The sequence below is a fragment of the Phreatobacter oligotrophus genome (genome assembly GCF_003046185.1).
In the GTDB taxonomy this organism is placed as follows: Bacteria; Pseudomonadota; Alphaproteobacteria; order Rhizobiales; family Phreatobacteraceae; genus Phreatobacter; species Phreatobacter oligotrophus.
In genome coordinates, this window is the sequence record NZ_PZZL01000004.1 from 400,660 (window position 1) to 423,676 (window position 23,017).

General features: G+C 69.1%; 22 protein-coding genes. 8 read left to right on the forward strand and 14 right to left on the reverse strand.

All coding sequences use genetic code 11. The features are described from left to right. Positions 1–4: 4 nt before the first annotated feature. The 9 genes from kdsA to tpiA all read right to left on the reverse strand — a co-directional run bounded on the left by kdsA (position 5) and on the right by tpiA (position 7,911). The gene (gene kdsA / locus C8P69_RS11680) at positions 5–847 is read right to left on the reverse strand and encodes a 3-deoxy-8-phosphooctulonate synthase (RefSeq protein ID WP_108177260.1); all 843 of its coding nucleotides are present in this window, start codon (positions 845–847) and stop codon (positions 5–7) included. 84 nt (positions 848–931) lie between these two features. Then, a complete protein-coding gene (locus tag C8P69_RS11685; RefSeq protein ID WP_108177262.1) occupies positions 932–2,092 on the reverse strand; it encodes a glutathionylspermidine synthase family protein in 1,161 nt (386 codons plus the stop codon). Positions 2,093–2,094: 2 nt separating this feature from the next. Further along, positions 2,095–2,592, reverse strand: a complete 498-nt coding sequence (locus C8P69_RS11690; protein WP_108177264.1) for a hypothetical protein — start codon at positions 2,590–2,592, stop codon at positions 2,095–2,097. An 8-nt stretch (positions 2,593–2,600) separates the two neighbouring features. Continuing rightward, complete coding sequence (locus C8P69_RS11695; RefSeq protein WP_108177266.1) at positions 2,601–3,008, reverse strand: DUF350 domain-containing protein; 408 nt, start codon at positions 3,006–3,008, stop codon at positions 2,601–2,603. 33 nt (positions 3,009–3,041) lie between these two features. Further along, positions 3,042–3,386 carry a DUF1190 domain-containing protein gene (locus C8P69_RS11700; RefSeq protein WP_108177267.1) on the reverse strand — a complete coding sequence of 115 codons (345 nt, stop codon included), beginning with the start codon at positions 3,384–3,386 and terminating at the stop codon, positions 3,042–3,044. After that, the gene (locus C8P69_RS11705) at positions 3,386–5,014 is read right to left on the reverse strand and encodes a CTP synthase (protein WP_108177269.1); all 1,629 of its coding nucleotides are present in this window, start codon (positions 5,012–5,014) and stop codon (positions 3,386–3,388) included. Before C8P69_RS11705 ends, C8P69_RS11700 begins: the two co-directional genes overlap by 1 nt. 187 nt (positions 5,015–5,201) lie before the next feature. Further along, entirely contained in the window at positions 5,202–5,624 is a 423-nt protein-coding gene (secG, locus tag C8P69_RS11710) for a preprotein translocase subunit SecG (RefSeq protein ID WP_108177271.1), read from the reverse strand. A 105-nt stretch (positions 5,625–5,729) separates the two neighbouring features. Further along, a complete protein-coding gene (gene mdtD, locus C8P69_RS11715) occupies positions 5,730–7,148 on the reverse strand; it encodes a multidrug transporter subunit MdtD (RefSeq protein WP_108177272.1) in 1,419 nt (472 codons plus the stop codon). Between the two features lie 10 nt (positions 7,149–7,158). After that, a complete protein-coding gene (gene tpiA / locus C8P69_RS11720; protein WP_108177274.1) occupies positions 7,159–7,911 on the reverse strand; it encodes a triose-phosphate isomerase in 753 nt (250 codons plus the stop codon). Between the two features lie 165 nt (positions 7,912–8,076). Between tpiA and C8P69_RS11725 the strand changes: the two genes are divergently transcribed. From C8P69_RS11725 to C8P69_RS11750, 6 genes are all read left to right on the forward strand, one after another. Continuing rightward, positions 8,077–9,963: a peptidylprolyl isomerase gene (locus tag C8P69_RS11725; RefSeq protein WP_108177276.1), complete on the forward strand. Its 1,887-nt coding sequence runs from the start codon at positions 8,077–8,079 to the stop codon at positions 9,961–9,963. 18 nt (positions 9,964–9,981) lie between these two features. Next, the gene (trpE, locus tag C8P69_RS11730) at positions 9,982–11,496 is read left to right on the forward strand and encodes an anthranilate synthase component I (RefSeq protein ID WP_108177278.1); all 1,515 of its coding nucleotides are present in this window, start codon (positions 9,982–9,984) and stop codon (positions 11,494–11,496) included. Then, positions 11,493–12,110, forward strand: coding sequence for an anthranilate synthase component II (locus C8P69_RS11735; protein WP_108177280.1), 618 nt, complete (start codon positions 11,493–11,495; stop codon positions 12,108–12,110). The genes trpE and C8P69_RS11735 overlap by 4 nt, the downstream gene beginning before the upstream one ends. Next, the gene (trpD, locus tag C8P69_RS11740; protein WP_108177282.1) at positions 12,110–13,126 is read left to right on the forward strand and encodes an anthranilate phosphoribosyltransferase; all 1,017 of its coding nucleotides are present in this window, start codon (positions 12,110–12,112) and stop codon (positions 13,124–13,126) included. Before C8P69_RS11735 ends, trpD begins: the two co-directional genes overlap by 1 nt. Positions 13,127–13,136: 10 nt before the next feature. Continuing rightward, a complete protein-coding gene (gene trpC, locus C8P69_RS11745; RefSeq protein WP_108177284.1) occupies positions 13,137–13,925 on the forward strand; it encodes an indole-3-glycerol phosphate synthase TrpC in 789 nt (262 codons plus the stop codon). 176 nt (positions 13,926–14,101) lie between these two features. Then, positions 14,102–15,307, forward strand: a complete 1,206-nt coding sequence (locus C8P69_RS11750) for a vWA domain-containing protein (protein ID WP_108177286.1) — start codon at positions 14,102–14,104, stop codon at positions 15,305–15,307. An 88-nt stretch (positions 15,308–15,395) separates the two neighbouring features. Here the strand turns inward: C8P69_RS11750 and C8P69_RS11755 are convergent, their stop codons facing one another. Next, on the reverse strand, positions 15,396–15,734 hold the full coding sequence (locus C8P69_RS11755; RefSeq protein WP_108177289.1) for a phasin family protein: 339 nt from the start codon (positions 15,732–15,734) through the stop codon (positions 15,396–15,398). Between the two features lie 419 nt (positions 15,735–16,153). Between C8P69_RS11755 and C8P69_RS11760 the strand changes: the two genes are divergently transcribed. Next, on the forward strand, positions 16,154–17,758 hold the full coding sequence (locus C8P69_RS11760; protein WP_108177291.1) for a D-alanyl-D-alanine carboxypeptidase: 1,605 nt from the start codon (positions 16,154–16,156) through the stop codon (positions 17,756–17,758). A gap of 34 nt (positions 17,759–17,792) precedes the next feature. Here the strand turns inward: C8P69_RS11760 and C8P69_RS11765 are convergent, their stop codons facing one another. Next, on the reverse strand, positions 17,793–18,512 hold the full coding sequence (locus C8P69_RS11765; protein WP_108177293.1) for a DnaJ domain-containing protein: 720 nt from the start codon (positions 18,510–18,512) through the stop codon (positions 17,793–17,795). Between the two features lie 6 nt (positions 18,513–18,518). After that, on the reverse strand, positions 18,519–19,262 hold the full coding sequence (locus C8P69_RS11770) for a hypothetical protein (protein WP_108177295.1): 744 nt from the start codon (positions 19,260–19,262) through the stop codon (positions 18,519–18,521). Between the two features lie 120 nt (positions 19,263–19,382). Here C8P69_RS11770 and C8P69_RS11775 point away from each other — a divergent pair, with 120 nt between their 5' ends. Beyond that, entirely contained in the window at positions 19,383–20,495 is a 1,113-nt protein-coding gene (locus tag C8P69_RS11775) for a Kelch repeat-containing protein (RefSeq protein WP_108177297.1), read from the forward strand. A 315-nt stretch (positions 20,496–20,810) separates the two neighbouring features. On the opposite strand, the gene sugE is transcribed toward C8P69_RS11775, so the two are convergent. Together sugE and proS are read right to left on the reverse strand one after the other, a co-directional pair. Beyond that, complete coding sequence (gene sugE, locus C8P69_RS11785) at positions 20,811–21,131, reverse strand: quaternary ammonium compound efflux SMR transporter SugE (protein WP_108177298.1); 321 nt, start codon at positions 21,129–21,131, stop codon at positions 20,811–20,813. A gap of 457 nt (positions 21,132–21,588) precedes the next feature. After that, the gene (gene proS, locus C8P69_RS11790; protein ID WP_108177300.1) at positions 21,589–22,914 is read right to left on the reverse strand and encodes a proline--tRNA ligase; all 1,326 of its coding nucleotides are present in this window, start codon (positions 22,912–22,914) and stop codon (positions 21,589–21,591) included. Positions 22,915–23,017: the final 103 nt, after the last annotated feature.

Here is a 23,017-nt window from a genome sequence, read left to right on the forward strand (position 1 = left end):
GGCCTCAGCCGAGACCCTTGGCCAGCCGGTCGAAGGCGATGAGGGTCTTGAGCAGGCCCTCCATCTGCTTCAGCGGCACCATGTTGGGGCCGTCGGAAGGCGCCTTGTCGGGATCAGGATGGGTCTCGATGAAGAGGCCGGCAACGCCGACCGCCACCGCCGCGCGGGCGAGCACGGGGACGAATTCGCGCTGGCCGCCCGAGGAGGAGCCCTTGCCGCCGGGCTGCTGCACCGAATGGGTGGCGTCGAAGATGACCGGCGCGCCGGTGGTCTCGGCCATGATCGGCAGCGCCCGCATGTCGGAGACGAGCGTGTTGTAGCCGAAGGAGACGCCGCGCTCGGTGACCATGACGCCGGGATTGCCGGCCTCGCGGATCTTCGCGGCGACATTGGCCATGTCCCAGGGCGCCAGGAACTGGCCCTTCTTGACGTTGACGGCGCGGCCGGTCTTGGCCGCGGCGACGAGCAGGTCGGTCTGGCGGCAGAGGAAGGCCGGGATCTGCAGCACGTCGACGACTTCCGCCACCGGCGCGCAATGCTCGATCTCGTGGATGTCGGTGATGACGGGCAGGCCGAGCCGCTCCTTCACCTCGGCGAAGACCGGCATGGCGGCCTTCAGGCCGATGCCGCGCGACGACTTGCCGGAGGTGCGGTTCGCCTTGTCGAAGGAGGACTTGTAGACGAGGCCGATGCCGAGCCGCGCCGTGATCTCCTTCAGCGCGCTCGCCACTTCGAGGGCATGGTCGCGGCTTTCCATGGCGCAGGGGCCGGCGATCAGCGCGAGCGGCAGCCGGTTGCCGAAGCGCACGCCGCCGACCTCGACGGTCGCCTGTTCGAGAGCTGCCATCACGGGCCTGATCCTTCGCTGAGCCGCCGGGGCGGCCGGGCCGCGGTTCTCGCAGACGCCGGGCCTGCGATCAACCCGTGAGCCCTAGCCGACAATGGCGTGGGGCACGAAGGCCGAGCGGTTGCCGGTGACGAGGCCCTTGTCCTCGCGGATGCCGATGCCGGCGGGCTCGGTATCGACGATCCAGGAGCCGATGACGGGGCGCATGCCGTCGAAGACGACCTCGGGGGCCAGCGCCTGCACGACCCGCGGCAGGTCGGCGTAAGGGCCTTCCGGAGCCGAGACCGTCACGCCGCCGCGGCGGATCTCTACATTCGCGCCCTCGCGCGACAGGATGGGCTTGGCCACATAGTCTCGGCCGAGGCGCGAGGCGTCCGGATCATCCTCGAAATAGGCTTCGAGCAGGTTGGGATGGCCGGGCGCGAGCTTCCACAGTTCGGGCAGGATGGCCTTGGTCGAGAGCAGCATCTTCCACGGCGGCTCGACCCAGAGCGTCGTCGACCGCGGTAGGTTGGCGCCGAACTGCTCACGGACCAGCCATTCCCATGGATAGAGCTTGAAGATGGCCGCGATGGTCCGGTCCTGCTCGTCGACGAAGCGCCCGTCGCCGTCGAGGCCGATATCGGCGATGTCGATGAGCTGCACCGCCTGCCCGGCCTCGGCCGCGCATTCCGCGAGATACTCGACGGTCTTGCGATCCTCGGTCTCGCTGGAGAAGGCGGTCATGTGCAGCGTGCCCATCCGCTTCATGGCGCGGAAGCGGGCGATGATCTTGTCGTGCAGGCTGTTGAACTGGTCGGCATCGGCGGGGAGCGCGCCCGCCTTGATGCGGTCCTCCAGCCAGAGCCACTGGAACACCGCCGCCTCGTAGAGCGCGGTGGGCGTATCGGCGTTGAACTCCAGCAGCTTGGCCGGCCCGGTCCCACCATAGATGAAATCGAAGCGGCCATAGAGGCTCGGATCGCTGCGCGCCCAGCTGTCGGCGATCCACTGCCAGTGGGTCGAGGGGATGCCGAGGCGCTTGAGATAGGCCTCGTCGCGCACCGCGCGGCCCACGAGCTCGCCGCAAAGCGCGACGACCTCGGAGGTCGCCTCCTCGACATCGTTCTCGATCTCGGCGAGGGTGAACTGATAGGCCGCGCGCTCGTCCCAATAGCGTTCGCCATCGGGATGGGCGTAGTCGAAGCCATATTCGGTGGCGAGGTCGCGCCAGTGCGGGCGCTCCTGCATGGCGACGCGGCGCATCGTCAGCTCCCCCGGCTCGACATGCTGCTGGCGGTCGTGCCGAAACCGCCGCGCGACACCGAGGTCTGCGATGCCGTCGAACTTGGCGTCGAGGAGGATGAACCGCCGCCCCAGTAGAAGCCCGATCGCGACGAGGACGACGAGGACGACGAGCGCGCAGGGCATGCATTGGGCTGGAACGGCAGGCCGCCCATCACCTGGTAGCCGCCGCCGGTCATCTCGCGCAGCGGCTGGATGCGCCAGCTGCTGGTCTCGTTGACGCGGCTGAGGCCGACGACGCTCGCCCCGCCGGCAAAGGCGGCGATGCAATTGGCGCCCGGCGCCAGCGCCTGGCACTGGGCCACGCTGGTCGCGACATGCTGCGTGGTGCAGGGCCGGTTGGCGAGGCCGAAGCCGTTGGTGGCGGCAAAGGTGCCGGTGCCGAGGAGCGCCATGGTGCCGATGCCGACCGGCGTCAGCAGGACCGAGCGCTTGCGGGTGGAGGTGTCGTCCTCGCTCATGGCGCGCCTCAGGTCGACATGGCCGCCGCGGCGATCTGGCCGGCGGCGATGCTCAGCGCGGCGAAGATAATGGCGGGACCGACCTCGCCATTGCTGATGCGGTCGTTGAGGTTGGGGAAGACCAGCTTGATGAGCAGGTAGACGGCGATCTGGATGACCAGCGACACCATCGCCCAGAGCGCATTGTCGACGATGGAGAGCGAATGCTCGACCGAGCTCGCCAGCGGCTGGGCGAAGCCGAGGATGCTGCCCCCCAGCGCGATGGCGGCGGCGATGTTGCCGGCGCGGATGAGCTTCAGCTCATCATGGCGCGTGACGGCGGTGTAGATGGCGATGTAGGCGACGAGATAGCCGATCGCGAGGACGAAATGCGCGATGAAGGCGGGGAAGCCGGACAGATAGTCGGCGATGCTCATCGACACGCGTCCCCTCCCCTCGAGACATCGGCGCTAGCGGCCGAAGACCGGCACCAGACGCTCCGGCGGGCCGGCCTTCAGGCAAAAGCCCGTGGCGCGCGGCACGAATCCCGTGGCGCCTGCCGCCCGTTGGCAGGAACCATAGCGGTCCTCGCATTGCTCGCGCATGTCGAAGACCGGTCCGGATTGTAACAATTGGCGATCGGCCTCGGCGAGGAGCGAGGCGCAACGCTGCCGCGGCAGGCCGGCGGCGATACAGGCGTCAACGCTGCGATGGACGGTCGCCCCGGCGCATTCGCCGCCGGTGAGCACCACCCAGCCGATGAGCCCGGCAGCGGCCGCGAAGACCAGGGTCCCGGCTACCGCGACCAGCCGCATCACACCAGCCGCGACTGCGCCTTGGCCGCCTCGATGAAGGAGCGGAACAGCGGATGCGGCTCGAAGGGCCGGCTCTTCAGCTCGGGGTGATACTGCACACCGATGAACCAGGGATGGTCGGGATATTCGATCGTCTCGGGCAGGACGCCGTCCGGCGACAGGCCGGTAAAGACCAGGCCCTTGTCCTCGAGCCGCTTGCGGTAGTCGAGATTGACCTCGTAGCGGTGGCGGTGGCGCTCGGAGATGATGTCGGAGCGGTAGATCGAGGCGATCTTCGAATCCGGCTTCAGATGGGCGGTATAGGCGCCAAGCCGCATCGTGCCGCCGAGATCGCTCGCCGCCGTGCGCTTCTGCAGCTCGTTGCCCTTCAGCCATTCGGTGAGGAGGCCCACCACCGGCTCGGGCGTCGGGCCGAATTCCGTCGAATTGGCATTGGGGACGCCGGCGAGGTTCCGCGCCGCCTCGATCACCGCCATCTGCATGCCGAAGCAGATGCCGAAATAGGGCACCTTGCGCTCGCGGGCGAAGCGCGCCGCGCGGATCTTGCCCTCCGCACCGCGCTGGCCGAAGCCGCCGGGCACGAGGATGCCGTGGACGTCCTGGAGATAGGGCGAAGGATCCTCGTGCTCGAAGACCTCGCTCTCGATCCATTCGAGATTGACCTTGACCTTGTTGGCCATGCCGCCATGGGCCAGCGCCTCGATCAGCGACTTGTAGGCGTCCTTCAGGCCCGTGTACTTGCCGACAATGGCGATGTTGACCTCGCCCTCGGGGTTGTGGACGCGGGAGGAGACATCCGCCCAGCGGCGCATGTCGGGCTCGCCCTTCGCCTCGATGCCGAAGGCGCGCAGCACCTCATCGTCGAGCCCGGCCTGGTGATAGGCCATGGGAACGTCGTAGATGGAACCGGCATCGCGCGCCTCGACCACGGCGGAGGGGCGCACGTTGCAGAACAGCGCGAGCTTCTTGCGCTCGCCTTCGGGGATCGGCCGGTCGCAGCGGCAGAGCAGGATGTCCGGCGCGATGCCGATGGAGCGCAGCTCCTGCACCGAGTGCTGCGTCGGCTTGGTCTTCAGTTCCCCCGCCGAGGCGATGTAGGGCAGCAGCGTCAGGTGGACGAAGATGCTGTCGCCCTTCGGCAGTTCGTTGCCGAGCTGGCGGATGGCCTCGAAGAAGGGCAGGCCCTCGATGTCGCCGACCGTGCCGCCGATCTCGACCAGGACGAAGTCGTATCCCTCGTTGCCGGTGCGGACGAAGTCCTTGATGGCGTCGGTGACGTGGGGGATGACCTGGATCGTCGCGCCGAGATAGTCGCCGCGCCGCTCCTTGGTGATGATGTCGAGATAGATGCGCCCGGTCGTGATGTTGTCGGCGCGCGAGCAGGGCCTGCCGGTGAAGCGCTCGTAATGGCCGAGGTCGAGGTCGGTCTCGGCGCCGTCGTCGGTGACGAAAACCTCGCCGTGCTGGGTCGGGCTCATCGTGCCCGGATCGACGTTGAGATAGGGATCGAGCTTGCGCAGGCGGACCGTGTAGCCGCGCGCCTGCAGGAGCGCTCCGAGGGCGGCAGAAGCCAGGCCCTTGCCGAGGGACGAGACCACGCCGCCGGTGATGAAGATGTACCGCGTCATGGGACCCCTTCCTTAAGGCGCGCCGGGCGATTCGGGTAGCGAGGTCCGCGGCGCCCGGACACTGTCCCCACAAAAAGACGAGGGCCGGTCGCCCGGCCCTCCTGGATGCCCGTGATTGGAGGGGTCCCGCCGCCTTGGCAAGGACCTCGACCCCTGACGGAAAAGTCGTCCCCGGTTTTCTGATCGCTCAGGGGCGCGGGGCGGGAGCGGCCGGCGAGGCGGGAGCCGCGGGCGGCTGCGACAGGCCGCGAAGGCCCTCGAGCATGCCGGTGCCACCCTGGCCGCCGGACTGCGGCACGGAGGGAGCGGCCGGCGAGGCCGGGGCTGCGGGAACCGCAGGAGCGGCCGGGGCCGAGGTCGCCGGGCGATCGAGCAGCGAGCGGGGCCCGCGGGCCTGCGTCGCCAGCAGGGCCAGCACGATGGAGGTGAAGAAGAAGGCCGCGGCGAGGATGGCCGTGGCGCGCGTCAGCACGTTGGCCGTGCCGCGCGACGACATGAAGTTGCCGCCGCCGCCCATCCCGAGGCCGCCGCCCTCCGATCGCTGGAGCAGGACCACGACGATCAGCGCAAGCACGATCATCAGATGAATGACGAGGATGACGGACTGCATGGCCGCGGAACGGTCCCTGGCTCGAAAGAATGGGGGTCTCTACACGATCGGGCGGGCCTTGCCTACCCCGCGCCCCGCCGCAGCATATGGGGGTGCGACGGCGCGTCAGCCAGCCTCGTCGTCGTCGGGATGCGGGGCGCCCGCCATGACGCCCGGTCCGAGCTGCCAGAAGATCGTCGCCGAGAGGCAGGTGATGAGGCCGATGGTGAGGAAGGTGGCCCGGAAGGCGGTGAGCGCGCCGGCGGGAACGATCGGCCCGAAATGCGCGGTATAGGCGCCAAGCAGCGCGCCGGCGACCGTCACGCCAAGGCTCATGGAGAGCATCTGCACCATCGAGAACAGGCTGTTGCCGCTCCCCGCCCCTGCCCGGTCGAGGTCGCGTAGGGTGACGGTGTTCATGGCGGTGAACTGGAAGGAATTGACGGCGCCGTAGCAGCCGAGCAGCAGCAGCATGGCCGGCAGCGGCAGGCTCGGCGTCGCGGCGAAGGTGGCCTGCAGCGCGCCGAGGACCAGCGTGTTGGTGACCAGGAAGCGGCGGTAGCCGTAGCGGGTGATGAGCCGCGTCACCACGCGCTTTGCCGTCATCGCCATGGCGGCGACCGGCAGCATCATCATGCCGGCCTCGGCGGGGGTGCGGCCAAGGCCGACCTGCAGCAGCAGCGGGATGAGGAAGGGCATGGCGCCCGAGCCGATGCGGGCGAAGAGATTGCCGAGCAGCCCGACCGTGTAGGTGTGGATCTGGAACAGCGACAGGGGAAAGAGCGGCGCGGGATGGCGGCGCGCATGCAGCCCGTATCCGGTGATGAGCGCAAAGGCGACGAGGAGGAGGACCAGCACCGTCGCCCGCTCGAAGCCGAGATCGGTCACCCCGTCGAGCGAGAAGGACAGTGCCACCATGCCGACCGAGAGCATGAGATAGCCGACCATGTCAAAGCGGCCGATGGCGGGGTCGCGGCTGTCGGGCAGGAACATCAGGGTGGCGATCACCCCGGCGATTCCGACAGGGAGGTTGATGAGGAAGATCCAGTGCCAGGAGGCCGCCTGGACCAGCCAGCCACCCAGCGTCGGGCCGATCAGCGGGCCGATGAGGCCGGGGATGGCGACGAAGCTCATGGCGGGTAGGAACTGGTCGCGCGACACGCTCTTCAGCACCACCAGCCGGCCGACGGGCAGCAGCATGGCACCGCCCGCCCCCTGGACGATGCGGGAGACGATGAGCTGCGACAGCGTGGTGGAGAAGGCGCAGGCGACCGAGCCGGCGGTGAAGAGCACGATGGCGGCGAGGAACACCTGCCGCGTGCCGAAGCGGTCGGCGAGCCAGCCCGAGGCCGGGATCAGCATGGCCATGGTGAGCGAATAGGCGATCACCACGGAGTGCATGCTCAGGGGGCTCTCGCCCAGCGCCTTCGCCATGGACGGCAGCGCCGTGTTGACGATGGTCGAGTCGAGCGTCTGCATGAAGAAGCCGACGGCAACGATCCAGAGCAGGATCCTGAACCGCCGATCGCCGCCGGCCTCACTCATGCGATATCCCTCACTTGTAGGCCGCGGCGATGGCGAGGAAGTCCGCCGCCTTGAGGCTCGCGCCGCCGACCAGTGCGCCGTCGACGTTCGGCACGCTCATCAGCTCCTTGGCGTTCGAGGGCTTCACCGAGCCGCCATAGAGAATGCGGATGCCGGCGGCCTGCTTGCCATGGCGGGAGACGAGCTTCCTGCGGATGAGGGCATGGACCTCCGCCACATCGGCGGTGGTCGGCGTCAGGCCCGTGCCGATGGCCCAGACCGGCTCATAGGCGACGACCACGGTCTCGGGCGTCGCGCCCTCGGGAATCGAGCGGGCGACCTGCCGGCCGACCACGGCGAGGGTCTTGCCGGCCTCGCGCTCGGCCTGAGTCTCGCCGACGCAGATGATGGCGACGAGCCCGGCGCGATGCGCGGCGGCGGCCTTCTCGGCGACGAGCGCATCTGTCTCGCGGAAATATTGCCGGCGCTCGGAATGGCCGAGGATGACGGCGGTCGCGCCGGCATCCGCCAGCATCTCGGCGGAAATTTCGCCCGTATAGGCGCCGGAGGCGGCGGTATGGCAATCCTGCCCGCCGATGGCGATGCGGCTGCCGAGGGCCGCGGCGGCGGCGGTGAACAGCAGCGGCGCGGGCGGGCAGATCATCAGGTCGACCTTGGCCCGGAGGGCGGCGTCATAGCCCTCCCCCATCGCGACCAGCTCCTTCAGGGCGGAGCGGGTGCCGTTCATCTTCCAGTTGCCGGCGACGAGCGGGCGCAGGGCCATGGAAATCTCCTTGCGTGGGGCCAAGATGGTTCGGCCCGCCCCCTAGCAGAACCGCTACGCGCGTGCCACCAGCCATGCTTGCCGGGCAGGTGCGCCATCACTATGCTCCGCCGACTTTTTTAGGCCCCTCGCGGCACCGCGCCGCCCGTTGGAGATCCGCCCGGCATGCTGACCGGCCTTCGCACCGCCTTCGAGAAGGGTATCCTTCGCATCGTCCTCATCGTGCTGATGGGCGTCCTCGTGCTGTCCTTCGCCGTCTGGGGCATCGGCGACATCTTCCGCGGGGGCACGCAGACGACGGTCGCGAGCGTCGGCGGCACGCAGATCTCGGTCCAGACCTTCCAGACCGCCTACAATCGCGAGGTGCAGAATCTCGGCCGCATGATCGGCCGCGGCATCACGCCAGACCAGGCGCGCCAGTTCGGCATCGACCAGCGCGTGCTCAACCAGCTCGTCACCGAGGCGACCCTCGACGAGCGCGGCCGCCAGCTCGGCCTCGGCATCGACGACGACACGATCCGCAACCGCATCGTCACCACCCCCGCCTTCCGCGGCCCGACCGGCCAGTTCGACCGCAACGCCTTCGCCGAGGCGCTGCGCCAGAGCGGCTTCACCGAGCAGACCTATGTCGACGCCGAGCGCCGCGTCGCCCTGCGCCAGCAGATCGCCGGCGCCGTCTCCGACAAGATGACCTCGCCGCAGATCCTCATCGACGCGATGACGCGCTACCAGAACGAGACGCGCCAGGCGCAGTTCGTCGTCATCGGCGCGCGCGAGGCCGGCGACGTGCCGGCCCCGGACGCGGCGGCGCTCCAGTCCTATTTCGACGCCAACAAGCAGCTCTTCCGCGCCCCCGAATACCGCAAGCTCGTGGTGGTGACGCTGTCGCCCCAGGACCAGATCGGCTTCATGCAGGTGCCGGAAGCGCAGATCGCCGAGGAGGTCGCCCGCCTGCGCGAGACCGCGGAGAAGCGCACCATCCAGCAGCTGACCTTCCCCTCCGTCGAGGAGGCCGAGGCCGCGGCCAAGCGTGTCGCCGAGGGCCTTTCCTTCGAGGACCTCGCCAAGGAGCGCGGCGTCTCCGAGGCCGACCTGACGCTCGGCAGTCTCGCCCGCAACAACATTGCCGACCCGGCCGTGCGCGACGCCGCCTTCGCCCTTGCCGAGGGCGCGGTCTCCGCCCCGGTCCGCGGCCGCTTCGGCATCGTCCTCCTGCGCGCCGCCAAGGTCGAGCCCTTCAACGCGGCCCAGGCCGCGGAACAGGCGCGGATGACCATCGCCACGACCATGGCCCGCAATGCCGTCAACGACCTGCATGACCGCATCGAGAAGGAGCGCTCCAGCGGCCTTCCCCTCGCCGACATCGCCGCCAAGGTCGGCGTGCCGGTGACCACGGTCGATGCCGTCGACCAGCAGGGCCGCGATCCCCAGGAGGTCCAGCTGAACCTCCCCGGCGCCTCGGACTTCCTCGCGCCCGCCTTCCGCGCCGAGGTCGGTCTCGAGAACGAGCCGGTCAACAACCGCGAGACGGGCCTGTGGGCCTGGTTCGAGGTCTCCTCGGTCACGCCGGCCCGCGACCGCACCCTCGACGAGGTGCGCCCGCAGGTCGAGGCGCGCTGGCGCGAGGATGAGGTGAAGGTCCGCATCGGCCGGGCCGCCGACCAGATGGCGACCGCCATCCGCGGCGGCAAGACGCTGGCCGAGGTCGCCCAGCCGCTGAACCTCGAGGTCCGCACCACGCCGGTGCTCAAGCGCTCGTCCACCGACGGCGTCTGGGGCTCGGCCGCCGTGCAGATGCTCTTCGTCACGGGCAAGGGGCAGGCCGGCACCGTCACCGCCGCCGATGGCCTCGACCGCCTCGTCTTCGTAACGACGGAGATCGTCCTGCCGCCGGATGCGACGCTCGACACCCGCACCCGCGACCAGCTCTCCCAGTCCATCGAGGACGACGTCCTCGGCCAGTACATCGCCCGCCTGCAGCGCGATTTCGGCTCCACCGTCAACCGCACGCTCCTCAACCGGGCGGTCGGCGGCACCACCGAGACCCGCTGAAGGTCGCCGGAGGCCGTCATGCAGATCGAGCCGGCCTTCGAGGCCTTCGCCCCCCTCCACGATGCGGGCAAGCCGCAGGTGGTGTGGACGACGCTCGTCTCCGATCTCGAGACGCCGGTCTCCGCCTATCTGAAGATCGCCGGGGCCAAGACCAACGCCTTCCTGCTCGAATCCGTCGAGGGCGGCGCCATCAAGGGCCGCTATTCCGTGCTCGGCATGGAGCCGGACCTCATCTGGCGCTGCCGCGACGGCGTCGCCGAGGTGAACCGCCGACCCGGGGCCGATCGCAACGCCTTTGCCCCCCTGCCCGCCGCCCCGCTCGACGAGCTGCGCCAGCTCCTCGCCGACAGCCGCATCGACATGCCGGAAAGCCTGCCGCCCATGGCTGCCGGCGTCTTCGGCTATCTCGGCTACGACATGGTCCGGCAGATGGAGCAGCTGCCCCATGTCGGCCCCGACCCGCTCGGGCTTCCCGATGCGCTGTTCATCCGCCCGACCGTCGTCCTTGTCTTCGATGCGGTAAAGGACCAGATCACGGTGGTGACGCCGGTCCGCCCTCAGGCCGGCACCTCCGCCAAGCAGGCCTATGACCGCGCGGTGAACCGGCTCGGCACCGTCATCGACGCGCTCGACAGCCCGCTCGACAAGCAGACGCCCCTGCCCGACCACGCCGAGATCATGGCTGGCCTCGTGTCCAACACTTCGCCGGCCGATTACTCCGCGATGGTGGACCGGGCGAAGGACTACATCGCCGCCGGCGACATCTTCCAGGTCGTGCTGTCGCAGCGCTTCTCGACGCCCTTCACCCTGCCGCCCTTCTCGCTCTACCGCGCGCTGCGCCGGGTGAACCCCTCGCCGTTCCTCTATTATCTCGCCTTCGAGGGCTTCTCGGTCGCCGGTTCCTCGCCGGAGATCCTGGTGCGGGTCCGGGACGGCAAGGTGACGATTCGCCCGATCGCCGGCACCCGGCCGCGCGGCGCGACGCCCGCCGAGGACAAGCGCCTCGGCGAGGAACTGCTCGCCGACCCCAAGGAGCTCTCCGAGCACCTCATGCTGCTCGACCTCGGCCGCAACGATGTCGGCCGCGTTGCCAAGATCGGCACGGTCTCGGTCACCGACCGCTTCTTCCTCGAGCACTATTCCCACGTCATGCACATCGTCTCGAATGTCGAGGGCGAGCTCGATCCGAAGCACGACCTGATCGATGCGATGATGGCGGGCTTTCCCGCCGGCACGGTCTCCGGCGCGCCGAAGGTTCGGGCCATGCAGATCATCGACGAGCTCGAGAAGGAAAAGCGCGGCCTCTATGCCGGCTGCGTCGGCTATTTCTCCGCCACCGGCGCCATGGACACCTGCATCGTGCTGCGCACGGCGGTGGTCAAGGACGGGCAGATGTTCGTCCAGGCCGGCGCCGGCATCGTCGCCGACAGCGTCAACGCCTCGGAACAGGCCGAGTGCGTCAACAAGGCCAAGGCGCTGGTCCATGCCGCCGACGTGGCGGTGAAGACCGCGCGGGTCGGGAGGGGCCAGTGAAGATCACCCTCATCGACAATTACGACAGCTTCACCTGGAACCTCGTCCACTATATCGGCGGCCAGGACCTCGGCGGCGGCCAGCGCCCGGAGGTCGAGGTCATCCGCAACGACAAGACGACGGCCGATGCGGTGATCGCCGGAGATCCCGACGCCATCGTGCTCTCGCCCGGCCCCTGCTCGCCCAACGAGGCCGGCATCTGCCTCGAGCTCATCGACAAGGCCTCGGCCACCATCCCCATCTTCGGCGTCTGCCTCGGCCACCAGGCCATGGGCCAGGCCTTCGGCGGCCAGGTGGTGCGTGCGCCCAAGCCCATGCACGGCAAGATGTCGACCATCGCCCACAAGGGCCGCAGCGTCTTCCGCGGCATCAACGGGCCGTTCCAGGCGACGCGCTATCACTCGCTCACCGTCGACCGCGACACCTGGCCGACCGACCTCGAGATCACCGCCGAATCCGAGGACGGCGTCATCCAGGGCCTGATGCACCGGACGCGGCCCGTCCATGGCGTGCAGTTCCACCCCGAGAGCATCGCCTCGGAGCACGGCCATCGCATGATCGCCACCTTTCTCGACCTCGCGGCCGCATGGAACCGCAGCCAGGGACGCCGCTGATGGACAGTTTCAAGACCCTGATCGCCAAGGTCGGCACCGGCGCGGCGCTTTCCCGCGACGAGGCGACCTCGGCCTTCGACCAGATCATGTCGGGCAATGCCACGCCCTCGCAGATCGGCGGCTTCCTCATGGCCCTGCGCGTGCGCGGCGAGACCGTCGACGAGATCACCGCGGCGGTCGCCACCATGCGCGCCAAGATGGTGCGGGTGGATGCCCCCGCCGATGCGGTGGACGTGGTGGGCACCGGCGGCGATGCCTCCCACTCCCTCAACATTTCCACCTGCGCCGCCTTCATCGTGGCGGGCGCCGGCGTGCCGGTGGCCAAGCACGGCAACCGCGCCCTCTCCTCGCGGTCCGGCGCTGCCGACTGCCTGATGGCGCTCGGCGTGAAGATCGACCTTGCCCCCGAGGGCATCTCCCGCTGCATCCGCGAAGCCGGCATCGGCTTCATGTTCGCCCCCGCCCACCATCCCGCCATGAAGCATGTCGGTCCCACCCGCGTGGAGCTCGGCACCCGCACCATCTTCAACCTGCTCGGGCCGCTGTCGAACCCGGCCGGCGTCAAGCGCCAGATGGTCGGCGTCTTCGCAGGGCAATGGGTGGAGCCGCTTGCCGCCGTGCTCGCCAATCTCGGCTCGTCCCACGCCTGGGTGGTCCATGGCTCCGACGGCCTCGACGAGGTGACCGGCACCGGCCCCAGCGCCGTCGCCGAGCTGAAGGGCGGCGAGATCCGCACCTTCACCGTTCGCCCGGAGGATGTCGGCCTCGGCCTCTGCCGGCCCGAGGACCTGAAGGGCGGCGATGCCGCCCACAACGCCATGCAGCTGCGCGCGGTGCTGACCGGCGCCCGCAACGCCTATCGCGACGTGGCCGCCCTTAACGCTGCCGCAGCCTTGGTGGTGAGCGGCAAGGCCGCGACCCTGCCCGAGGGCTATGCCATGGCCACCGCTGCCATCGACAGCGGCGCCGCCGCCAGGCGCCTCGACCAGCTCGTCGCCGTCTCCGCCGCCGCCTGAGGACCCCGCCATGGCCGACATCCTCAAGGCGATCGAGACCTACAAGCGCGAGGAGATCGCCGCCGCGAAGCTCCTCAAGCCCTTCTGGGTGGTGGATGCCGAGGCGCGCTCGGCCGATCCGGTGCGCCCCTTCGCCGGCGCCATCGCCGCCGCCCATGCGGCCGGCCGCACCGCGCTGATCGCCGAGATCAAGAAGGCGAGCCCGTCGAAGGGCCTGATCCGCCCGGATTTCGATCCGCCCGCCCTGGCGAAGGCCTATGAGGCCGGCGGCGCCACCTGCCTGTCCGTCCTCACCGATGGCCCGTCCTTCCAGGGGGCTCCCGAATTCCTCACTGCCGCCCGCCAGGCCTGCGCGCTCCCGGCCCTGCGCAAGGACTTCATGCACGACCCCTATCAGGTGGCCGAGGCCCGCGCCTGGGGCGCCGACTGCATCCTCGTCATCATGGCCTCCGTCGATGACGTGCTGGCCGGCGAACTCGTCTCCGCCGCCACCGACTACGGCATGGACGCGCTGATCGAGGTCCACGACGATGCCGAACTGGACCGGGCGCTCGCCCTGCCCTCCCGCCTCATCGGCATCAACAACCGCGACCTGCGCAGCTTCGAGGTCTCGCTCGCGACCTCCGAGCGCCTTGCCCCGCGCATCCCGTCCGACCGCGTCGTCGTCGGCGAAAGCGGTATCTTCACACCCGCCGATGTCGCCCGTCTCGCGGCCGTGGGCATCCGGACTCTGCTCGTCGGCGAGAGCCTGATGCGCCAGGATGACGTTTCGTCAGCAACGCGGGCCCTTCTGACGTAACGCAAGGTTTCCGCAGCCGAGGTTCCCCAGCGCCTGCGAGAGAAAACGGGGGCGACAGGGTTAAGGCCCGGTAACCCGCTCGGGCCAAACACTTGAACAATTGATTCGCGTGCGATTCCGAATGCTTATGCGATGACCCCCTAGGTTACCCCCGGTCGCAGATCAGGGGTCGCCCCATGTGGAACATCATCTCTCGCTTCAGGCGTGATCGACGCGGCGCCCTCGCGGTGGTCTTCGCGGTGGCGCTCTATCCCGTCGTCATGATGATCTGTGCGGCGGTCGATCTCAGCCGCATGAGCCAGCAGCAGGCGCGCCTGCAGGCAGCCCTCGACGCCGCCGCCCTCTTCGTCGCGCGCCTCGTCGCCGACGGCAAGGCGCCGAGCGACCTGTCCGCCGCGGCCCGTCAGTTCGTGCTCGGCAACATCAATCCGTCCGAGCTGCTCAACGTCCAGATCGTCGCCACCAAGGACGACACCAATGTGCGCGTCAGCGGCACCGGCAATCTCAACGCCATGATCCCGGGCCTGTTGACCCAGTCCGACCTGACCATCAAGGGCACGGCGGGCGCGACCTGGCGCACCAAGAAGATCGACATGGTCCTGGTGCTCGACAACACCGGCTCCATGGGCAGTTCCGGCAAGATGACGGCGCTGAAGACGGCCGCCAAGAACCTCATCGACACCATGTCCACCGTGTCGAACCGGCCGGATGCCGTCCGCATCGGCATCGTCCCCTTCGACACCCAGGTGCGCATCGGCACGGGCTACCGGAACGAGAGCTGGCTCACCTATGCCGGCACCAGCATCACCGCCAGCACCTGGACGGGCTGCGTCACCGACCGCGACCAGAGCCACGATGTCGCCGACACGACGCCGACCACGGCCGATGCGGCGACGCTGTTCCGCGCGCGCAACTGCACGACCTCGACGCTCGCCGCTCTGATGCCGCTGACCACCGACTGGACGGCGCTGAAGACCCGCATCGACGCGATGCAGCCCTCTGGCAACACCAACGTCACGATCGGCCTTGTCTGGGGGTTCCACATGCTGACCCCCAACCTGCCGCTCACCGAGGCGCGCACACTCGCCACCGAGCCGGACCTCGAGCGGATCATCATCCTGCTCACCGACGGCGACAACACGCAGAACCGCTGGACGACGACCGGCTCGTCCATCGATGCGCGCACCGATCTTGCCTGCGCCAACACCAAGGCGAACGGCATCCGCCTCTACACGGTCCGCGTCATCGACGGCAACGAGGCCCTGCTGCGCCGCTGCGCCTCCGCCACGACGATGTACTACAACGTCTCGACCGCGGCCGAGCTCGTGCCGGTCTTCCAACGCATCGCCGCCGAGATCGGCCAGCTGCGCCTGACCCAGTAAGGCCGGCGCCGCCCCCACCCGCCTGGCGGCAAACAAAAAGGCCCGGTGCGCGCACCGGGCCTTCGCATCTCCGACAGGGTCGGAACAGTCACTTCGCCGGGGCGAACTTGCCGAAAGCGGCCTCGTAGGGCTTGAAGACCTCCTTCATGAGGTCCTGGTAGAGTTCGCCGATCTTGGTGGCGCGGGCCACGGCAGCCTCGTAGCTGGCCTTGGCATAGTCCGACTGGACCTCGATCGCCTTGTCGAGCGACTTCACGGCGGCGATCTTCTCGATCGTGGCCGAACCGTCCTCGAAGGCCTTCTTCGAGTAGTCGACCATCTCGGCGGCGATCGCCTGGTAGCCCTTGGTGAGAGCGGTCATGGCCTTCACGGCATTGTCGACGCCGTCCTTGCCGAGCTTCTGCACGTCTTCGAAATTCTGGGCCATGGCCGTTCTCCTCGCGTGGGATGAGGTGGAAGAGCGCCACGGGGGGCGTCGCCGTCCGACCTGCACGGTATCTAGGCATTATGTTGCACTGCGTCAATTAACTCTTTTGCACCGCACCATCATCCTTTGGACGGATCAGCGGCCCCCGCCGGCATGCATCACCGCCGGAGCGAATCGCCGCTTAACTTCCTGGCAACCCCAAACGCTTACCGTGTTTGTCAACGGCCGCCGGGTCCCGGTGGTCGCAGTGCCGAGTTCGGCTGCGTATCGCCGCGTGTGGTGTCGCGTAGCCGGCGGTCCTTCGGGACCGCCGGTCCGTGAAATCCGGTCGGAAGCAGCCCATCCCGGCACGAGGGACGGCGGCGACCGGATGCCAGAAGGCCCCGGAACCGCAAGCAGGCGAGTTCAGGGGTGGCGTAATGGCGACGATCAACGGCGCCGGCCAGGCGGTGAAGAACCGTTCGGCCATGGGTCTGGTGGCAGGGTTCGCGGCAGCGGTCGCGGTCCTGGCGATGACACTGGCGGCACCGACCAGCGCCGAGGCGCGCCAGCGCCGCTATGCCGGCTACGCACCGGCCTATTCCGCCATCGTCATCGATGCCAAGACCGGCCAGACGCTGCATGCCGAGGCGCCCGACGCCCATCGTTTCCCGGCTTCCGTCACCAAGGTGATGACCCTCTATCTGCTGTTCGAGCAGATCGAGGCCGGCCGCTTCACCCTGCAATCGCCGCTGCGCGTCTCGGCCGAGGCCGCGGCCCAGCCGCCGTCCAAGATCGGCGTGCGCGCCGGCTCGACCATCACCGTCGAGGAGGCGATCCGCGCCCTCGTCACCAAGTCGGCCAACGACGTCGCGGTGGTGATCGCCGAGAACATTTCCGGCACCGAGGAGGCCTTCGGCCAGCTCATGACCAGGCGCGCCCGCGCCATCGGCATGAGCCGCACCACCTTTCGCAACGCCTCCGGCCTGCCCGACGCCGAGCAGATGACCACGGCCCGCGACCTCGCCACCCTCGGCCGCGCCATCCAGGATCACTTCCCGCGCTACTGGCGCTACTTCCAGACCTATTCCTTCGCCTATCGCGGCGTGAACCACCGCAACCACAACCGCCTGCTCGGCCGCGTCGAGGGCGTGGACGGCATCAAGACCGGCTACACCCGCGCCTCCGGCTTCAACCTGCTGACCTCGGCCCGCCGCGGCGACCGCCAGATCGTCGCCGTCGTGATGGGCGGCCGCACCGGCGGCGCCCGCGACGCCCGCATGCGCCAGCTGGTCGAGACCGTCTTCCCGCGCGCCTATGCCGGCGCCCGCACCGCCCCGGTCATCGCCCGCGCCGCCGATCCAGCGCCGCGCCAGCCGCAGCGCATCGCGGTGGCGGCCCAGGTCGCCGTCCCCGGCCGCGGCCAGCCGGTCGCCGCCCCTGCCCCGATCACCCCGATGGCGGCTGCCGTCATCACCGCCGGCCAGACCCGCGGTGGCGCCTCCACCGGCGCCTCGGCCGCAGCCCCGGTCACCGCCAGCGCCCAGCCGCATCGCCAGGTCATCCAGGCCGAGACCGCTCCGCCGCCGGCCGCCGCCGCCATGCTCGCCACCGCCGCATCGCGTCCCGCGCCTGCCCCGGCGCCGGCTCCGGCGGTCGCGCCCGGCAATCCGAACCCGCGCCCCGGCGTCCTCGGCACCATCAGCAATTCGCAGCTCACCACCGCCTCGGTCTCGCCGCGTCCGGTGCAGATGGCCTCGCCCGGCACCGCCCCGGTGGCCGAAGCCGCCCCGCGCCGCCGCGGCGAATGGTCGATCCAGCTCGGCGCCTTCCCCACCGAAAGCGCCGCCCAGGAGACGCTGCAGGAGGCCCGCGAGGCCACCGGCCGCCAGCTCGGCTCGGCTGATCCCTACACCGAGAAGGTCGAGGCCCGCGGCATGACGCTGGTGCGCGCCCGCTTCGCCGGCTTCGACCGGTCCGCGGCGGACGCCGCCTGCCGCGCCCTGAAGTCGAAGGACTTCGACTGCATCCCCGTCCGTAACTGACGGTCCGTCCCTCAACCCGGTTGTGTTCTGCGTATCAGGAGGTCCGGCGATGGCGATCCAGGAGGGTGTCCTTGGCCTGGTTGACGCGGGAGGCGAGCCACGTCGATCCGCCCTGGTCGGGGTGCAGCTTCTTCATCAGCGCGCGATGGGCGCCGCGGATGGCCTCCTCGTTCGCCCCGGGCTGAAGGCCAAGGATCTGGTAGGCCTCCTCCTCGGTCATCGCGCTCGAAGCCGCAGGGCCGCCCTGCCGCGGACCCGCATCGCCCTGAGCGTGTTCACGCCAGCGGGGCTCCCGGCGGTCAAGATAAGCCTCGAGTAGCTGCGCGCTCTCCCCGTCGATCTCGGCGAAGGCCTGGATCAGCCTGGGGATGGGAATCTGCTCCAGCGGCTGGCCAGCGAGCGACCCGGCGATGAAGCGACCGGTCATCTGCCCCGTGTCGATATCGAGCTCCATGTCGATGAAGCGCGAGCGCACCGACGAGGTCTGCCGCGGCGTCTTCTGCCCCGCCTGCCCCCAGCCGCCGAGCATCCCCTGCCCCGGGATGTAGCCGAGGAGCGAGGCGCCCGCGAGGAAGGCCGGCAGGGCCAGCTCCCACTGGCCGCGGGTGAGCAGGAACAGGCCGAAGGCGATGACGGCCGCACCGCCCACCTTCTTCATCTGCGCCGACAGCCATTTCGGATTGGCGCCGAGGATCTGGTTCAGCGCGCCGGAAAAAACGATGAGGGCGATGACCCCTGCGATGAAATAGGTCATGCGTCGTCAGCTCATCTGGCCGAGAAGGAGCTGCGCGCCGCGCGAGCCCTTGGCGGCATCGGCGAGCGCCAGCCGCCCGCCCGAGGCAAAGGCCGCGACCGCCCGCAAGAGCTCGGCGAGCTGGGCCGCCGCGCCGGGATCGAAGCGGGCGAAAGCGCCGCGCGTCAACCGTGCGATCTCGCGATAGGCCCGCTCGGCGACCGGATCGCCACCCTCGAGGAAGAGGAAGACCGGGACATTGGCCATGGCGAGCCGCCCGGCCTTGGCGCAGAGGTCGTCGAGGCTCTCCTCCATGGCATCGCCGACATAGACGACGGCATGGATGCGCCGCTCGGCGGCCTCGTCGGCGGCATGGGACAGCACCCGGCCGATCTGCGTCTGGCCGCCGATGCAGGTGACCTTGCCCATCAGCGACTTGAGCTTGGCGGCATCCGCCACCCAGCCGGAGGAGCGGCATTCGCCCATGCCGCGGAAGAACACGAGCTGGATGTCGAGCGTGCCGACGCGGGCGGCTTCGGTGAACATCTGGCCCTGGATTTCCTGCGCCATGCCCCAGGTCGGCTCGCGGCTCGCGGTGGCGTCGAGCGCGAAGATGAGGCGTCCGCGCTCGCCCGCGACCTTCGGCGGTCCGACGGCCGCAGCCGTCTTGAGGAAGGCGGAGATCGCGGCGCTGCCCGAACTGGACACGGCGCCACCGGCGCCCGTTCGCGCCACACTGCCCGTGGTTCCCTGAGGATTCTTCGTGGTCATGGCGCTGAATGTGGCTGACACGGCGTCGATTGCAAGCCGCAGCGCAGCCGGCCTAGGCCAGTGCGGCCATTGCCCCTGCCGAAGGCTGCGCTACCTTGCGGAAGCTTCAGGGAGAATGCCATGTCCGGGATCGATCGCCGCCTCATGCTGTCCGGGGGGCTCGTCGCCCTCACCGGCCCCGCCCTTGCCCAGAACCCCCATGCCGGACATGCCGGCCACGCGCCCCACCAGCCCCATCGCGACGGCCAGTTCGAGCGGCTGAACGCGCCGGGCCGCGTCGACATTCCCGACATCCATCACCAGCAGGCCTATACGACCAGCCCCGCGCCCATGGCTGCCAATCCCGGCCGCTGGACGCCGCGGGCGCCGCTCCCCATTCCGCGCACCGAGATGGCCTGGGCAGTCGGCCGCGAGGGGCGCATGCATCTCGTCGGCGGCTATGCCGAGCAGCGCGTCGACCGGCCCTACCATCACATCTACGACCCCGCCTCCAATGCCTGGATCACCGCCGCCGAGGTGCCGCGCGGGGCGAACCATGTCGGCGTCGCCGTCTCCGGGCAGCGGCTCTACGCCATTGGCGGCTTCATCGAGCAGAACCGCACGCCCCATGCCGAGTGCTTCGTCTGGGGCGCCGAGGGGGACCGCTGGACCGCCATCCGTCCCCTGCCCGAGGCCTGCGGCGCCATCGCCTGCATCAATGTCGGCGACCGCATCCATGCCATCGGCGGCGCCATCGGCAATACGTTCGAGACGCGCAAGTCCATCGACTGGCACCTGGTCTACGACCCGAAGGATGAACGCTGGACGAAGCTCGCGCCCATGCCGCTCGGCCGCGACCATGTCGGCATCGTCAACGTCAACGGCACGATCCACATCATCGGCGGGCGCGTCGATAGCTTCCACACCAACTCGGTGCTCCACCACACCTACGACGCGGCGGCCGACAAATGGACCGCGCGCAACCACATGCCAACCCCGCGCTCCGGCCACGGCGCGGTGCTCTATCGTGGCAAGATCTTCTGCATGGGCGGCGAGGGCTGGAACCGCGTCTACGGCCAGAACGAGGCCTATGATCCGGTCGCCGACCGCTGGGAGGCCTATGCGCCGATGCTCACGCCGCGCCACGGCATGGGCGCGGTCGCCATCGGCGATGCGATCTATGTCGCCGGCGGCGGCCCGCAGATGGGCGGCGGCGTGAAGAGCGCCATCCATGAGGCGTTTTCACTGGCGTGAGGTGGGCTGGAGGCACGGATCACGCCTCCGTCAGTCCCCCGCACAATGCCCTCTCCGCGTCATGCCCGGCCTTGTGCCGGGCATCCACGACTTGAACGCCGCCGATGGAAGGGAAGTCGTGGATGCCCGGGCTGAACCCGGGCATGACGGCAGAGGAAACGGAACAAGCGCGTTTTCCCCGCACCTTCAGAGACTTGTCGCCTCATCCGGACTCATTTTCACAACGGGGCCAGACAGCGCCTTCCTGCTGAATCAGTCTCTGAAGAACCGGAATCACCGTCTCAGCAGCGCCGCCCAACCGATTCATCCGACTCGCTATTCCGGCGACAGAACCTTCAGGCCGACGATCCCCGCGACGATGAGGCCGATACAGGCGAGCCGCAGCGCGCTGGCGCTGTCGCCGAGCAGCACGATGCCGAGCACGACCGTCCCGACGGTCCCGATTCCCGTCCAGACCGCATAGGCCGTGCCGACCGGCAGGGTATTGAGGGACAGGCCCAGGAGGCCGATGGAGATGACGAGGCTGAGCAGCGTGAAGGCCGTGGGCAGAGGCTTCGTGAAGCCCTCTGTGTACTTGAGGCCGATGGCCCAGCCGACCTCGAACAGGCCGGCGACAACCAGGTAGATCCAGGCCATGGCGGCCCTCCGTCATGGCGAGGTCGTCCTCGCGAAAGTCTGGGATGAGCGGGGTCGTCCCCGCGGTCCTCATGTGGGAGCGGTGGCGACCCGAGGCAAGGCTTGGTCCGAAGAGCCGGGCGATGTCCCTCGGGACAGAACGCAGCGCCGCCTCACCTCTCCCCGGCGGGGAGAGGTCGACGAGCGCAGCGAGGCGGGAGAGGGGGAGCCTTCGCGGAAACGAACAGCCCCCTCTCCCGGCCTTCGGCCGACCTCTCCCCGCCGGGGAGAGGTGGAGCGCGGCGGGTCACTCGACCATCAACGCGCCGGGAACCATCCTCTTCGCGTCATGGCCGGGCTTGTCCCGGCTATCGACGACTTGACCAGGCGGCTTCGGAGAAGAATGCGCAGACCCCCTGCACAACACCCGGCATGACGGATGGGGTTACAGAAGCGCCAGTCGGCGCCCCCTGCCCCCTCACATCCCCGCGATGCGCGCCACCGCATCCGCCGGGCTGAGCAGCTCGCGCTCGCCGGTCGACCGGAACTTCAGCTCCACCTTGCCCTCGGCAAGGCCACGCGGGCCGACCATCACCTGATAGGGAATGCCGATCAGGTCGGCCGTGGCGAACTTGGCGCCCGGCCGGTCGTCGCGATCGTCATAGAGCACGTCGATGCCGCGGGTGGCGAAGGCGCGGTAAAGCTCCTCGCAGGCCGCGTCGCAGGTGCTGTCGCCCTGCTTGAGGTTCATCAGCGATACGGTGAAGGGCGCGACCGCCGCCGGCCAGCGGATGCCGGCCTCGTCGTGGCAAGCCTCGATGATCGCCGCGACCACGCGGGTCGGGCCGATGCCGTAGGAGCCCATATGCACCGGCACCGGCTTGCCATCGGGGCCCTGCACAGTCGCCGCCATGGGGTCGGAATACTTGGTGCCGAAATAGAAGATGTGGCCGACCTCGATGCCGCGGGCCGAGACGCGCGAGGCCTCGGGGATGGCCTCGTAGGCCGCCGTCTCGTGCATCTCGTCGGTGGCGGCATAGAGCGAGGTCCACTTCGCGACCGTCGCCTTCATGCCCTCGACATCGTCGAAATCGGTGTCGGCCGGCGGCACCGCGAAGTCGAGATAGTCCTTGTGGCAATAGACCTGGCTCTCGCCGGTGTCGGCGAGGATGATGAACTCGTGGGAGAGATCGCCGCCGATCGGGCCGGTATCGGCGCGCATCGGGATCGACTTGAGGCCGAGCCGGTCGAAGGTGCGCAGATAGGCGACGAACATCTTGTTGTAGGCGTGGACCGCGCCAGCCTTGTCGAGATCGAAGGAATAGGCGTCCTTCATCAGGAATTCGCGCGAGCGCATGGTGCCGAAGCGCGGCCGCACCTCATCGCGGAACTTCCATTGCAGGTGATAGAGGTTCAGCGGCAGGTCCTTGTAGCTCTTCACATAGGCCCGGAAGATCTCGGTGATCATCTCCTCGTTGGTCGGGCCGAAGAGCATCTCGCGATCGTGCCGATCCTTGATGCGCAGCATCTCTTTGCCATAGGCGTCATAGCGGCCGCTCTCGCGCCACAGGTCCGCAGACTGGATGGTCGGCATGAGCAGCTCGATGGCGCCGGAGCGGTTCTGCTCCTCGCGGATGACCTGCTGCACCTTGTTGAGGACGCGAAGGCCCAGCGGCAGCCAGGCATAGATGCCGGCGCTCTCCTGGCGGACCATGCCGGCGCGCAGCATGAGGCGGTGGGAGACGATTTCGGCTTCCTTCGGCGTCTCGCGCAGGATCGGCAGGAAATAGCGGGACAGACGCATCGAAGACCTCGAAGGCGGATGAAGGGCGGCGCCGGAGCGGGGCCGGCGCGGGAGGCGGGAATTGACCCTCTTTTGCGCCGGGACGCAAGCCGGGACGGGCCGC